We start from the raw sequence: 13,526 nt of genomic DNA, 5'->3' as shown, positions 1-13,526 counted from the left end.
CCCTCACCTCGGTAAGAACAACAACCACACCACCAGCAACACATTCACCACCCCGCTCACGCCCAGCAACAGTTTCCACGGCATCGTCAGGTCGCGCTGCGGCAGCGGGGTATCGGGAAGGCCGCGGTCAGGGGGCAGCTGACGACGCGTTCGAGGGCGAGCAGGAATTCCTCAACGGCTCAAAGTACCGTCGCTTGCCGTGCGCCGCCGCGTTCAAGGCGCGGCTCTTGGCGACCTGATTCTCGACGTAGCGACCTCGTAAGCGCTCGCCACCTATCAGATCAACGCCGCAATCGCCTGACCCATCTCGACGGTGTTGGCCGTGCCGCCCAGGTCGCGCGTGCGCGGGCCTTCGCGCAGCACGGTCTCGATGGCACGCAGGATCGCATCGTGCGCCGCCTGCTCGCCCAGAAACTGCAGCATCAGCGCGGCCGACCAGATCATGGCCACGGGGTTGGCGATGCCTTGGCCGGCAATGTCGGGCGCCGAGCCGTGCACGGGCTCGAACAGGCTGGGGAATTGGCGTTCGGGGTTCAGGTTGGCCGAGGGCGCCAGGCCGATGGTTCCGGTGCAGGCCGGGCCCAGGTCGCTCAGGATGTCGCCGAACAGGTTGCTGGCCACCACGACGTCGAAGCGCTCGGGCTGCAGCACGAAGCGCGCGGTGAGAATGTCGATGTGGTGCTTTTGCACGGCCACCTGCGGGTAGCGCGCAGCCATGGCGTCGGCGCGGCCGTCCCACCAGGGCATGGAAATCGCAATGCCGTTGCTCTTGGTGGCGACGTCGAGCTTCTTGCGCGGGCGCGCCGCCGCCTGCTCGAAGGCAAACTTGAGCACGCGGTCGGTGCCGAAGGCGCTCATCACCGTCTCCTGCACGACGATTTCGCGCTCGGTGCCGGCATACATCACGCCGCCCAGGTTGGTGTATTCGCCCTCGGTGTTTTCGCGCACGACGAGAAAGTCGATGTCGCCCGCCTGCTTGCCGGCCAGCGGGCAGGGCACGCCCTCGAACAGGCGCACCGGGCGCAGGTTGATGTACTGGTCGAACTCGCGCCGAAACTTCAGCAGGCTGCCCCACAGCGACACGTGGTCGGGCACCGTGGCCGGCCAGCCGACGGCGCCGAACAGCAGCGCGTCCATGGGCTGCAGCTGCTGCTTCCAGTCGGGCGGCATCATCTCGCCGTGCTGGCGGTAATGCTCGCAGCTGGCCCAGGCGATGGGCGTGAGGTCGAGCTGGACGCCGAACTTCTGCTGCACGACGGCGAGCACGCGCAGCGCCTCGGGCATCACCTCGGTGCCGATGCCGTCGCCGGGGATGACGGCGATGCGGTGGGGGCGTGCGCGCACTGGACGACCCTCCGCGCTTGCGCGCTGCGGGATTCGCACTTGGGAGCGGCCCGGCGTGCTCATGTCTGCCGCCTTACCAGCGTTGCTTGAAGCGCGTGTAGGCGTTCTCGAGGTAGCCCTCGTTGGTGAACAGGCGCAGCATGGCGGGCGTGAAGTACAGGCTGTCGGCAAACAGCCAGCGGTTGTAGTCGGCGCCGGCCACCAGCGTGCCGGTGGTGCAGGTGCTGGCGTCGGGCGTGGTGCAGACCGGGTCGTTGCCGTTGTCGACCGGATAGTTCTGGGGCTTGTTGTAGACCAGGTTGAAGAACAGCGCGGGGTCGAAGTACAGCACGGTGGCGCCCATGTCGACGATCTGGGTCAGCAGGCGGTCGTTGAAGGCCACCGACATGCGGGTGGCGTCGTCGGTGATGTTGCGGTTGCGCGCCCAGGGCGTGATGCCCAGGTTGTACACGCCGCTGACCACCACGTGCGTGGCGCCGGCAGCCACCACGCGGCGCACCTGGTCGGCCAGCGCGCGGGCGGCGGTGTCGATGGCGGTGTCGGTGGCGGCCGAGATGCCGGTGGCGGCCACGGCGTCGACGATGTCGCTCATGCCGCCGTTGATGAACACCACGTCATTCTTGCCCAGCGCGGTGCGCGCCAGCACGGCGTCGATCTGCGCCGTCACGCTGGGGGCGTTGGTGCCGCTGGTGGTGTCGGCCAGGGCCACGCGGGCGTTGCCCTGCGCGTAGCCGAAGCCGCCGGCGGTGGCGGCGGTGAGCGTCAGGTTGTAGTAGCCCGCCAGCTGCTGCAGCCAGTTGGGCGTGCCGTCGTTGACGGTGTAGCGGTGGCCGTTCTGGCCCACGTCGGCAAAGCCGTCGCCCACGCTGATGAAGCGCTCGGGATGCAGGTCAGACACCACCGAGCCCGAGCCGCAGGAGGCCAGCAGGGCGGTGGCGGCAACCAGCAGGCCGCCAGCGGCGCGGCGAATCCACAAGGAAGGCATGGGGTGAGCTCCAGAGACGACAAAAGCGCAAGTTTAACGAGGGCGCGACGGGCCGCGCCGCACTCGCCGTCAGCCGGCCGCGGTGGCGCGCTGCAGGCGGTCGCGCACGCCGTCCCAGGCGGCGTCCGCCGGTGGCGTCTCGACCCAGATCAGTCTGGCCTGCGCGTCGTCGAAGGCGCGCAGCACGGCAAACAGCTGCTGCGCGGCGGCGCCGGCGTCGTCGGGCATGCGGCGCAGCAGCAGGTGCGCGCTGGGCGAAGCGAGCGGCGCGCGCGCCCACACGGCGATGTGGCGTGCGTCGGCCCCCAGCAGCTGCAGCGCGGTGCGCAGCTCGGCCGCGCTCATCAGGCGCACGCGGGCGCGCGGCGCGTAGTGCGCGGCCAGCGTGCCCGAGGCCTTGGGGTCGGGCGCGCCCAGCTCGGCCTGCGTGCGCAGGCGCTGGCCGGCGGCACGCTCGATGTCGGCGCGCGCCAGCTGGCCGGGCCGCAGCAGCACCGGCGCGCCGCGCGTGCAGTCGACGATGGTGGATTCGATGCCGACCGCGCAGGCGCCGCCGTCCAGCACCAGCAGGTCGTCGCCGAACTCGGCCGCCACGTGGGGTGCGGTGGTGGGGCTGACGCGGCCGAAGCGGTTGGCGCTGGGCGCCGCCAGCCCCAGCACGCCGCGCGCCGCGCAGGCCGCCAGCAGCGCCTGCGCCACCGGGTGCGCCGGGCAGCGCAGGCCGATGGTGGGCTGGCCGCCCGCCGCCGCTTCGGCCACGCCGGCCCGGCGCGGCAGGATGAGGGTGAGCGGGCCGGGCCAGAAGGCGTCGATCAGGCGCTGGGCAAAGGCCGGCACGGCGGCGTGTGATGTTTGCCCCCACGCTGCGCTGCTTCGCATGCTGCGCTGCCCCCCGAGGGGGCCTTCGCCGCCTTGGGGCGGCCCGGCGGCAGCGAAATGCGCAACCTGCGCTGCGCTGGCCACGTGCACGATCAATGGGTGATCGGCCGGCCGGCCCTTGGTGGCGTAGATCTGGCGCACCGCGGCGGCGTTGTCGGCGTCGCCGGCCAGGCCGTAGACGGTTTCGGTCGGCAGGCCGACCAGCTGGCCGGCGGCCAGGGCGTCGGCGGCGCGGGCGATGGATGCGGCCTGCTGGCCGTCCAGGATCATCACCAGGCCTCGATGCCCAGCAGCGCCGCCGCGCGCAGCGCCTGCTGGCGCACGCTGGCGGCATCCGGGCCGATGACGGTGAGGTGACCCATCTTGCGGCCGGGCCGCGCCTGGGCCTTGCCGTACAGGTGCAGGCGCGCGCCGGGCAGGGCCAGCACGGGGGCCCAGGGCGGCTGGCGCGGGGCACCGGCCGCGTCGAACCACAGCTCGCCCAGCAGGTTGAGCATGATGGCGGCGCTGTGCTGGCGCGGCGCCGGCAGCGGCAGACCGGCCAGGGTGCGCACCTGCAGGTCGAACTGCGACAGGTCACACGCGTCGACCGTGTAGTGGCCGCTGTTGTGCGGGCGCGGCGCCATCTCGTTGACCACCAGGCGCCCGTCCTGCAGCACGAAGTATTCGACGCACAGCACGCCGACGTAGCCCAGCTCGTTGACTATGTTTTTGGTAGCTGCTTGCGCTTGCTGGACAAGCGCTGTGGGTAGATTTTGTTCAAAAACCTCGGTCACGGCCAGGATGCCGCCGCGGTGCAGGTTGCGCTGCACCGGCAGGCTGACCACGCTGCCGTCCGCGCCGCGCGCGACGATCACCGAGCACTCCAGCGCCAGCGGCAGCAGTTGCTCCAGCACGCAGGCCACGCCGCCCATCTGCCGCCAGGCGGCGGCCAGCTCGGCGCGCGTGGCCACGCGCGCCTGGCCCTTGCCGTCGTAGCCCAGGCGGGCCGACTTGAGGATGCCGGGCAGCAGGGCGCCGGGCACGGCGGCCAGGTCGGCCTCGGACTCGATCACCGCGTGCGGCGCCGGCGCCACGCCGCTGGCGGCGGCGCAACGGGCAAAGTGCGCCTTCTCGCGGATGCGGTCCTGCGCGATGGCCACGCACGTGGCCGGTGGCGCCACCGCGCGCGTGCGCGCCAGCTCGGCCAGCGCCTCGGCCGGCACGTTCTCGAACTCGGTGGTGATGGCGTGGGCGCGCGCGGCCAGCTCGCGCAGGGCGTTGGCGTCGCGGTAGTCGGCCTGGATGAAGTGGTGGGCGATGCGCCCGGCCGGGCTGGCGCGGTCGGGGTCGAGCACCACCGTCTCGTAGCCCAACGCCTGCGCCGCGTGCACGAACATGCGGCCCAGCTGGCCGCCGCCCAGCACGCCCAGGGTGGCGGGGCGGCCGTCCACCATGCTGCTGGGAAGGATCATCATGCCTCCAGGCTGCGCGGCTGCCGTGGCTGCGCGTCACCCGCAGCGCATGAAACACCGCGTGCCCAATGGCCGCGAAGCAGGCCATGCCAGCGATCGCCGTGGCCGGGGTCTCCCCGGCCACTGGCGATGCCCCCTTGAGGGGGGAGGCGAAACATCGCGCAGCGAGTGGAGCAACGGGGGTGGTTCATTTCGGCGGCAAAGTCATGGCGCGCGCGGCGGCGGTTTGTTCGGCGCGAAAGGCGTGCAGCCGCTCGCGCAGGGGCGCGTCGTCGGCCGCCAGCAGAGCGACCGCAAACAGCGCCGCGTTGGCCGCGCCGGCCGCGCCGATGGCGAAGGTGGCCACCGGCACGCCCTTGGGCATCTGCACGATGGAATGCAGAGAATCGACGCCCTGCAGGTGGCGCGAGGCCACCGGCACGCCCAGCACCGGCACCACGGTCTTGGCCGCCAGCATGCCGGGCAGGTGCGCCGCGCCGCCGGCGCCGGCGACGATGGCGCGCAGGCCGCGCGCCTCGGCCTGCTCGGCATAGGCAAACAGGTCGTCGGGCATGCGGTGCGCCGAGATCACGCGCGCCTCGTGCGCAATGCCGAACTGCTGCAGGATGTGCACCGCGTGCTGCATGGTGTCCCAGTCGCTGCTGGAACCCATCACCACGCCGATGAGGGGACTCGTCATGAGGCTATTGCACAATGGTTGTTTTCCCCGATTTTGCCCGCACATCAGCCAACATGATCGACGTCACCGTACAAAACTTCGAAACCGAGGTGCTCAAGGCCTCGATGACCGCACCCGTGCTGGTGGACATCTGGGCCGAGTGGTGCGGCCCCTGCAAGCAGCTGGGCCCCGTGCTCGAGCAGCTCGAGCTCGAATACGCCGGCCGCTTTACGCTGGCCAAGCTCGACGCCGACAAGCAGCAGGACATCGCCGGCCAGCTGTCGCAGATGTTCGGCGTGCGCAGCATCCCGTTTTGCGTGCTGTTCGCGGGCGGCCAGCCGGTGGACGGCTTTGTCGGCGCGCTGCCCGCCGCGCAGGTGCGCCAGTTCCTGGACAAGCACGTGCCCAGCGAGGGCGCGCTGGCCGCCGAGGCCCAGGCCGACGAGGCCGACGCGCTGCTGGAGTCGGGCGACACCGACGCCGCCCTGGCCAAGCTGGCCGACGCGCTGGCGCAAGACCCCGGCAACGACGCCGCGCGCTCGGACTACGTGCGCCTGCTCATCGCCACCGCCCGCTACGACGAGGCCGCCGCCGCGCTGGCCGAGCCGCTGGCGCGCGAGCCGCGCCCGCTGCACTTCGACGCCCTGCGCCGCTGGCTGGATGCGATCGAGTTCGTGCAAAAGGACGAGCGCGGCAACTGGCCCGTCGAGCAGTTCGACGCCAAGATCGCCGAGAACAAGCGCGACTTCGACACCCGCTTTGCCAAGGCCCAGGCGCTGCTGGCCGAGGGCGCGTGGACGGCCAGCATGGACGAGCTGCTCGAAATCATCATGCGCGACCGCAAGTGGAACGACGAGGCCGCGCGCAAGACCTACGTCGCCATCCTCGAGTTGCTGACCCCGCCGCCGCCCAAGCCCGGCGCCGCCGCCGATGGCAAGAGCGCCGGCGGCATCGAGCTGACCGGCAAGGCCGCGCAGCAGCAGGACCCGCAGGCCGAACTGCTGTCGAGCTACCGGCGCAAGCTGAGCATGGCGCTGAACTAAGGGTCTTTCAGGCCTTCAGCGCCCGCCTTGCAAGCGCGGGCAGCTCTTATTTTTGAAGTGAAGTGGCGAGGGCGAGGTATTCGTCCACCGGCACCTCCTCGGCGCGGCGCTGCACATCAAACTCACCCGTAAATCCGCGCGCCTCCAGCCACCGGCCCAGCGTGTGGCGCAGCAGCTTGCGCCGCTGGCTGAAGGCGACCTGCACCAGCTCGGACAGCAGCGCGGCGTCCACGGGCGCGAAGTCGGCGCGCGGCTGCATGCGCACCACGGCGCTCATCACACGCGGGGGCGGATCAAACGCATCGGGCGGCACGGTGAGCACGCACTCCATGGCGTAGCGCCATTGCAGCATCACCGACAGGCGCCCGTAGTCGGAGGTAGAGGGCGCGGCCACCATGCGGTCGACGACCTCCTTTTGCAACATGAAGTGCTGGTCTTCGATGCCGTCCGCGAAAGGCAGCAGGTGAAACAGGATGGGGCTGGAGATATTGTAGGGCAGGTTGCCGGTGACTCTGATTTTTGTAGCTGCCAGCGCTTGCGCCACCTGCGCAAAATCCACTTTCAGCACGTCGGACTCGATGACGGTGAGCTGCGGGTGCGCACGCAGGCGGGCGGCCAGGTCGCGGTCCAGCTCGATCACCGTGAGAAGCCCCAGGCGTTCCACCAGCGGCTGGGTCAGCGCCGCCAGGCCGGGGCCGATCTCGACCACGGCCTGACCGGGTCGCGGGTCGATGGCGCGCACGATGGCGTCGATGACGGCCGGGTCGGCCAGAAAGTGCTGGCCGAAGCGCTTGCGGGGGATGTGCTTCATCGGGATGGGCCCGTGACGGCGCACCGCGCCGCCAAGGGGCTCATTGCGGCGGCTCGCGGTACTCGACGTAGGCGCGCCCGCGCACTTCCTTGGACCAGGTGTCGAAGGCCTCCTCGGCCTTTTTCTCGCGCAGCACGTTGCGCGCCAGCTGGCGCTGCTGCGCGCTGGTGAGCACCTGCTCGCGCCGGCCTTCGACCTGCACCAGCTGCACGCCGGCGGGGGTGACGACCGGATCGCTGATCTGGCCGGCGTCCAGGTTGCCGACCACGCGCTCCAGCTGGGGCACGAACTGGCCGGGCGGCACCCAGCCCAAGTCGCCCCCGGTGGCGGCGCCGTCGTCCTGCGAATACTGGCGCGCGAGTTGTTCAAAAGTGGCCTGGCCCGACTCGATGCGGCGCTTGATGTCGGCCAGGCGATCGCGCGCCACCTGCACGCTCTGGGTGGGGCCGACCTTGAGCGTGATGCCGCGCACGTGGGTGAGCGGGATCTTGACCTCGGGCAGGTCGCGGTTGATCTTGCGCTCGAGCACCTTGAGGATGTGAAAGCCGGCCGGCGAGCGCACCGGCCCGACGATGCCGCCCACGCGCACGCCCTGGGTGCTCTTGACGAACAGCTCGGGGTATTTGTCCAGCGGGTGCAGGCCCAGCACGCCGCCGTCGCGGCCGCGGTTGTTGGCGTCGGAGTATTCGGCCGCCAGCTTGGCGAAGTCCTCGCCCGCGCGCGCCTTCTCGGCCGCCTCGTCGGCGCGTTTTTGCAGCCGGGCGACTTCGTCGGCGCTGGCGTTCTCGGGCACCTCGACCAGGATCATGGCCAGGTTGACCTCGGGCACGGCGGTCTGCGCCCCGGTCTGCTCGCGGATGTAGGCGTCGACGTCGGCGTCGGTCACGCGGATGCGCGGCTCGATCTCGCGCTCGCGCAAGCGCGACAGCAGCACCTGGTTGCGCACGTCGGCCCGAAAGTCCTTGACCGAAATGCCCTCCTGCTCGATGCGCCGGTACAGCTCGGGCACGGTGGCCAGCTGGTTCTGGCGGGCAATCGACAGCTCGGCCTGCTCCAGGGTGGCGTCGTCCACCGTCAGGCCCAGCTCGCGTGCGTACTGCAGCTGGGCGCGCTCGGAGATCAGGCGCTCGAGCATTTCCTTGCGCAGGGTGGCGGCGGGCGGCGGCACCATGCCGCGCTCGCCCATCTCGCGCAGGGCCCGCGCCACGCGCGCGCGCACCTCGTTGTTGGTGATGGGCTCGGTATTGACCACGGCGACGATGTAGTCGGCAGGGCTGGGCGCCGCCGCCGGAGCGGAGGCCGCTGCCGCGGGCACGGCGGCGGCGGCGGCGGCCGGCGCGGCCGCGGCGGGGGCCTTGGGCTTGGCCGCGGGCGCCTTGGCCTTGGCGGCGCGTTGGCTGGGGCGCTTGCCGTCGGCGGCGGACTGGGCCTGCGCCGGCGCGGCCAGGCCCGCCAGCGCGGCCACGGCGGCCCAGGCCAGAAGGTGTCGATGCAGGGGCTTATTCATAGTCGGTGAACCGGCTCGGTGTGGTGGTTTCCTGGCGCAGCAGCTGGTAGTGGGGAATGCTGTTGCGCAGGCTGCGCAGCGGGCTCGATCCCAGGCGCGAGAGGCCGACGAGCTCCAGCTGGAACATGATGCGCTTGGTCGACGAGGTGAGCGAGCTGTTGACCTTTTCGAGCACCACGCGACCGATCCAGCAGCCCGCATCGTATTCGAAGCCCAGCAGGCCCTCCACCACGCGGCGGTCGGTCATGCTGTAGTTCAGGCGGCCGACGCTGTACCACTGGCCGCCGCAGCTGCCGCCGCCCGAACGCCGCGTGGTGCCCAGCTCGCCGCGCACGCCCCCGCCGCCCAGCGGCCACTGCCAGCCGACGTCGACCGACTCGTTGGCCAGGTCGCGCTGCAGGCGATAGGCGGCGCTGACAGTGCGAAACGGCCCCGGCGAATAGCGCGCCTGCACCGTGGTGCGGGTGGAGCGGTGCGTCTCGCGGTTGTACTGCACCACCGAGTCGAAGGCCCAGTGCGGGTCCCAGTTGATGCCGGCGCCCAGCATCAGGTCCGACAGGCCCTTGTCGGCCGGCGTGCCGCCGGGCAGCACCACCTGCTGCGGGCGGAAGCGGTAGCGCTGCGCGACCGACAGGCGCAGCGCCTCGGCGCCGGTCTGCGCGTCGAGCAGGCGGCTGGTCAGACCCGTCGTGACCAGGTTGTTGTCGACGATGCGGTCGTTGCCGGCAAAGATGTTGTCGGCCCAGATGGTGGCGAAGTTGAAGTCGTACAGGCCGCTGTCGTAGTTGGGCAGCAGGTTCTGGTCGCGATACGGCGTATAGACGTACTTCAGGCGCGGCTCCAGCGTCTGCGTGAAGGCGCGGCCGAACCAGCTGGCGTCGCGCTCGAACACCAGGCCGCCGTCCAGGCTGAGGGTGGGCAGCACGCGGCCGGCCGACGTGCGGCCATCGGCCAGCGGGCGGTCGAACTGATAGTGGCTGGCGTGCAGCTGCAGCTTGGGCGTGAAGAAGCCCCAAGGCCGCAGCATGGGGCGCGCCAGCTGGGCATGCATGAACTCGCGGTCGGCGTTGGGCTGGCCGGTCCAGAACGAGTCGGCGCGAAAGCGCGTGGCATCGAGGTCGATCGAATAGTCCAGCCCGCCGTCGCCGGTGCGGCCCCAGCGCGCGCTGAGTTGCGGCAGCCGGTCATAGGGCGGCACGATGGGCGCGCTCAGGTCCTGCAGCGTCTGCCACTTGAGCGCGCGCAGGTTGACCGACCAGTCGCCCCGCCCCCAGGACAGGCCGCCGTCGCTGGCCAGCAGGCGCGTGGTCAGCGGCATGCCGCGACTGCTGAAGTCGCGCCAGTAGTCGTTGTCGCTCACCCGATTGAGGTTGAGCGCCAGGCCCAGGCTGCCGATGCTGGACAGGCCCGTCTCATAAGTGCCGTTGTGCCGCGTGAACAGGCCCCAGCGCGTGCGCTGGCGCAGGCGGTCGTTGGGCATCAGGTTGCCGGTCACGCTGCCCTGGTAGTTGTTTTCGAGGTAGCGGAACTCGCCGCCCGCATCGACCCCGCGGCGCGACATCACGGTGGGCGTGAAGGTGGCGTCGCGGTTGGGCGCGATGTTCCAGTACCAAGGCACGGACAGCAGCAGGCCGCTGGTGCTGTCCAGCCCCATGGTGGGCGGCAGCCAGCCCGACTGGCGCGCGTCGCTGAGCGGAAAGCGCATCGAGGGCACCGGCAGGATGGGCACGCCCTTGAAGTCGAGCACCGCGCCTTCGGCCTGGCCCACGTCGTCCTCGTGGTCCAGCGTCAGCTTGTCGGCGCGCAGGATCCAGTCGGGCACCCAGTCCGGCCCGGGCCGCACGCAGGTGGTGTAGTTGGCCTCGGTCAGCGTGGCGCGGTCGCGGTCCTGAAAGTCGATGCGCGCGGCGTCGCCGTGGGCGTCGTTGATCAGCAGGCGATAGGTGAGCTGCAGCAAGAAGCCCTCGAAGGCGTCGACCTGCAGTTGCCCCTCGCGCGCGGTGTAGCGGTCGCCCTTGGAGTTGACGCGCACGTTGCCGGTGGCCGTCGCCACGTCGGTGCTCTGATCGAAGCTGAGCGTGTCGCCCCACAGCGCAAGCCCCGGGCGGCGCAACTCGGCGTGGCCCTGCACCGTGGTCTCCAGGTCGGCGCGGCCGGTGATCGCGTCGCCCGACACGAAGGTGACCGAGGGCTGGCCGGGCGGCAGCTTCTCGGCCAGCCTGGGCGTGGCGCGCAGCCGCAGCGGCGCGTCGTCCGCCAGCGGCGCCGGCTGCGCCAGCGCGGCACCGGCCAGGCACGCCAGCGCCGCGGCCACCACCGGCCGCAGGGACGGTGGGGGCCGGCACAGACCACGCAAGCCACGGGAAAGGAAGCAATCAGGCACGGGCAAACAGACGGCGCACCGCCAAGGCGCGCCCTAGAATCAATTATCCATGAGCCCCACCGCGCCCACCTCGCCACCCGCCGCCCCGACGTGGGACGATCCGACCCGCCAGCAGGCCTTCGAGCGCTGGCTCGCCGCCTTGGCCGGCGTGCAGGGGCTGCGCCCCGGGAGCCTGCGCATCGCCTCGGCCGACGCCAGCTTTCGGCGCTACCTGCGCATCGACACCGCAGGTGGCGGCTCCCGCATCATCATGGACGCCCCGCCGGCGCACGAAAACTGCGCCCCCTTCGTGCGGGTGGCGCAGCTCATGCAGGACGCGGGCCTGAACGCGCCGCGCGTGCTGGCCTGGGACGAGGCGCAGGGCTTCATGCTGCTGACCGACCTGGGCGCGCGCACCATGATGGAGGCCATCGACCGCGAGCGGCCCGAGGCCAACCGCCCGCTGTACGAGCAGGCGGTGGGCGTGCTGCTGCGCTGGCAGCAGGCCTCGCGCCCCGACGTGCTGCCGCCCTACGACGCCGCGCTGCTGCAGCGCGAGCTGCAATTGTTTCCGGACTGGTACTTGGCGCGCCACCGCGGCGTGGCGGTGGAGGGCGCGCTGCGCGAGACGCTGACCAAGACCTTCGATCTCATCGTTGCGCGCAACCTGGCGGCGCCGATGGTGTATGTGCACCGCGACTTCATGCCACGGAACTTGATGGTGAGCGAAGCCACACCTGAGCCGCCGCCGGGCCGCCCCAAGGCGGTGAGCGCCCCCTCGGGGGGCAGCACAGCAGGCGCAGCAGGGAGCGTGAGGGCTCCGTGTCTTGGCGTATTGGATTTTCAGGACGCCGTCCACGGTCCCATCACCTACGACATCGCCAGCCTGATGCGCGACGCCTTCCTGAGCTGGGACGAGGAGTTCGTGCTCGACATCACCATCCGCTACTGGGAGCGCGCCAGGAAGCTCGGCCTGATGGATTTCGAGGACTGGCACAGCGACTTCGGCAGTTTCTGGCGTGCGGTCGAGTGGATGGGCCTGCAGCGCCACCTGAAGGTCGCCGGCATCTTCGCGCGCCTGACGCTGCGCGACGGCAAGCCCAAATACCTGGCCGACGCGCCGCGCTTCATCGCCTACATCCGCCACACCGCGGCGCGCTACCGCGAGCTGGCGCCCCTGCTGCGCCTGATCGACCAAGTCGAGGGCACGGCCGCCGAAAGCGGCTGGGCCTTTGGGCGGATGTGACGGCCCGTGCAAGCACGCTGCCCCTTCTGAACCTTCATCCTGCCAAACCCGGAGACCCGCACCATGCCATCGACCTCGCCGTTCAAACCCATCGCCCTGCTGGCCGCGCTCGGCCTGTGCTGCACCGCGGCCATGGCCCAGATGAAGGTGGGCGTGGTCTATTCGGCCACCGGCCCGACCGCGCTGGTGGGCATTCCGCAAAAAAACAGCGTGCCCCTGCTGCCCAAGAAGATCGGCGACCTGACGGTGGAATACATCGGCCTGGACGACGCCAGCGACCCCACGCAAACCGTCAACAACGTGCGCAAGCTGCTGGCCGAGCAGCACATCGACGCGCTGATCGGCCCCAGCGGCTCGCCCAACGCCATGGGCGTCATCCAGTTCATCGCCGACGCCGGCGTGCCCATGCTGGCCCCGGTCGGCACGGCGGCCGTGGTGCAGCCGATGGACGAGCAGAAGAAGTGGGTCTTCAAGACCACGCAAAACGACGAGATCATCGGCGCCGCGCTGTTCGACCACATGGCCAGGACGGGCATCAAGACCCTGGGCTACATAGGCATGGCCGACCCCTATGGCGAGAACTGGTTTCGCGTGGCCAGCGAGCTGGCGGCCAAGCACGGCATCCAGATCATCGCCAACGAGCGCTTTGCCCGCACCGACAGTTCGGTGGTGGGGCAGACGCTCAAGCTGGTGGGGGCCAACCCCGACGCGGTGCTGGTCGGCGCCGCCGGTGGTCCCTCGGTGCTGCCCGAGATCAGCCTGGTCGACAAGGGCTACAAGGGCAAGATCTACCAGACCCACGGCGCGGCGCTGCCGGCCTTCATCAAGCTGGGCGGCAAGAAGGTCGAGGGCACCATCATGGCCGCCAGCCTGATGCTGGTGCTGCCCGAGATTGCCGACAGCAACCCGTCCAAGAAGCTGGCCACCGAGTACATCGACGCCTACAAGAAGCTCAACGGCGAGGCCCCCGCCACCTTCGGCGCCAACGTGTACGACGCCGGCCTGCTGCTGGCCAACGCCGTGCCCAAGGCCGAGAAAGCGGGCAAACCCGGCACGGCAGCGTTTCGGTCGGCCCTTCGCGACGCGCTGGAGCAGACCAAGGAGCTGGTCGGCACCCAGGGTGTCTACAACATGACGCCGCAGGATCACAGCGGCTTCGACGAGCGCGGGCGCGAGCTCATCACCATCCAGGACGGGCAGTTCAGGCTGCTGAAATAAGCGCCCGGCCGAGCCGCTT

The 13,526-nt window shown here is 70.6% G+C and carries 11 protein-coding genes; 3 read left to right on the top strand and 8 right to left on the bottom strand.

Annotated elements, in window-relative coordinates:
* Window positions 1-276 precede the first annotated feature (276 nt).
* The 5 genes from ACWHMB_RS01025 to purE all read right to left on the bottom strand — a co-directional run bounded on the left by ACWHMB_RS01025 (window position 277) and on the right by purE (window position 5,341).
* A complete protein-coding gene (locus ACWHMB_RS01025) occupies window positions 277-1,344 on the bottom strand; it encodes a tartrate dehydrogenase (protein WP_293224080.1) in 1,068 nt (355 codons plus the stop codon).
* Between the two features lie 73 nt (window positions 1,345-1,417).
* On the bottom strand, window positions 1,418-2,329 hold the full coding sequence (locus ACWHMB_RS01020) for an SGNH/GDSL hydrolase family protein (protein WP_293224082.1): 912 nt from the start codon (window positions 2,327-2,329) through the stop codon (window positions 1,418-1,420).
* Between the two features lie 69 nt (window positions 2,330-2,398).
* A complete protein-coding gene (locus ACWHMB_RS01015; protein WP_293224084.1) occupies window positions 2,399-3,478 on the bottom strand; it encodes an L-threonylcarbamoyladenylate synthase in 1,080 nt (359 codons plus the stop codon).
* On the bottom strand, window positions 3,478-4,662 hold the full coding sequence (locus ACWHMB_RS01010) for a 5-(carboxyamino)imidazole ribonucleotide synthase (RefSeq protein ID WP_293224098.1): 1,185 nt from the start codon (window positions 4,660-4,662) through the stop codon (window positions 3,478-3,480). The genes ACWHMB_RS01015 and ACWHMB_RS01010 overlap by 1 nt, the downstream gene beginning before the upstream one ends.
* A gap of 187 nt (window positions 4,663-4,849) precedes the next feature.
* Window positions 4,850-5,341, bottom strand: coding sequence for a 5-(carboxyamino)imidazole ribonucleotide mutase (purE, locus tag ACWHMB_RS01005; RefSeq protein WP_293224086.1), 492 nt, complete (start codon window positions 5,339-5,341; stop codon window positions 4,850-4,852).
* A 53-nt stretch (window positions 5,342-5,394) separates the two neighbouring features.
* Between purE and ACWHMB_RS01000 the strand changes: the two genes are divergently transcribed.
* A complete protein-coding gene (locus ACWHMB_RS01000) occupies window positions 5,395-6,363 on the top strand; it encodes a tetratricopeptide repeat protein (protein WP_377484791.1) in 969 nt (322 codons plus the stop codon).
* 46 nt (window positions 6,364-6,409) lie between these two features.
* Here the strand turns inward: ACWHMB_RS01000 and rsmA are convergent, their stop codons facing one another.
* The 3 genes from rsmA to ACWHMB_RS00985 are packed head-to-tail and all read right to left on the bottom strand — an operon-like array spanning window position 6,410 to window position 11,037.
* A complete protein-coding gene (rsmA, locus tag ACWHMB_RS00995) occupies window positions 6,410-7,174 on the bottom strand; it encodes a 16S rRNA (adenine(1518)-N(6)/adenine(1519)-N(6))-dimethyltransferase RsmA (RefSeq protein ID WP_377484793.1) in 765 nt (254 codons plus the stop codon).
* A gap of 40 nt (window positions 7,175-7,214) precedes the next feature.
* The gene (locus ACWHMB_RS00990; RefSeq protein WP_377484795.1) at window positions 7,215-8,681 is read right to left on the bottom strand and encodes a peptidylprolyl isomerase; all 1,467 of its coding nucleotides are present in this window, start codon (window positions 8,679-8,681) and stop codon (window positions 7,215-7,217) included.
* On the bottom strand, window positions 8,674-11,037 hold the full coding sequence (locus ACWHMB_RS00985) for an LPS-assembly protein LptD (RefSeq protein WP_377484797.1): 2,364 nt from the start codon (window positions 11,035-11,037) through the stop codon (window positions 8,674-8,676). Before ACWHMB_RS00985 ends, ACWHMB_RS00990 begins: the two co-directional genes overlap by 8 nt.
* A 76-nt stretch (window positions 11,038-11,113) precedes the next feature.
* On the opposite strand from ACWHMB_RS00985, the gene ACWHMB_RS00980 reads away from it, so the two are divergent.
* Together ACWHMB_RS00980 and ACWHMB_RS00975 are read left to right on the top strand one after the other, a co-directional pair.
* On the top strand, window positions 11,114-12,289 hold the full coding sequence (locus tag ACWHMB_RS00980; protein WP_377484799.1) for an aminoglycoside phosphotransferase family protein: 1,176 nt from the start codon (window positions 11,114-11,116) through the stop codon (window positions 12,287-12,289).
* A 63-nt stretch (window positions 12,290-12,352) separates the two neighbouring features.
* Complete coding sequence (locus ACWHMB_RS00975; protein WP_377484801.1) at window positions 12,353-13,507, top strand: ABC transporter substrate-binding protein; 1,155 nt, start codon at window positions 12,353-12,355, stop codon at window positions 13,505-13,507.
* The last annotated feature ends 19 nt before the right edge of the window (window positions 13,508-13,526 follow it).

This window comes from Ottowia pentelensis (assembly GCF_964341695.1).
The sequence above is the reverse complement of the archived record's forward strand: the minus strand, read 5'-3'. Positions and strand labels throughout refer to the sequence as shown.

Coding starts and splice junctions, on each gene's coding strand:
- ACWHMB_RS01015 (WP_293224084.1), bottom strand. CDS start 3,478: ATGATCCTGGACGGCCAGCAGGCCGCATCCATCGCCCGCGCCGCCGAC.
- ACWHMB_RS01000 (WP_377484791.1), top strand. CDS start 5,395: ATGATCGACGTCACCGTACAAAACTTCGAAACCGAGGTGCTCAAGGCC.
- ACWHMB_RS01010 (WP_293224098.1), bottom strand. CDS start 4,662: ATGATCCTTCCCAGCAGCATGGTGGACGGCCGCCCCGCCACCCTGGGC.
- ACWHMB_RS00975 (WP_377484801.1), top strand. CDS start 12,353: ATGCCATCGACCTCGCCGTTCAAACCCATCGCCCTGCTGGCCGCGCTC.
- ACWHMB_RS01020 (WP_293224082.1), bottom strand. CDS start 2,329: ATGCCTTCCTTGTGGATTCGCCGCGCCGCTGGCGGCCTGCTGGTTGCC.
- rsmA (WP_377484793.1), bottom strand. CDS start 7,174: ATGAAGCACATCCCCCGCAAGCGCTTCGGCCAGCACTTTCTGGCCGAC.
- ACWHMB_RS00990 (WP_377484795.1), bottom strand. CDS start 8,681: ATGAATAAGCCCCTGCATCGACACCTTCTGGCCTGGGCCGCCGTGGCC.
- ACWHMB_RS00980 (WP_377484799.1), top strand. CDS start 11,114: ATGAGCCCCACCGCGCCCACCTCGCCACCCGCCGCCCCGACGTGGGAC.
- purE (WP_293224086.1), bottom strand. CDS start 5,341: ATGACGAGTCCCCTCATCGGCGTGGTGATGGGTTCCAGCAGCGACTGG.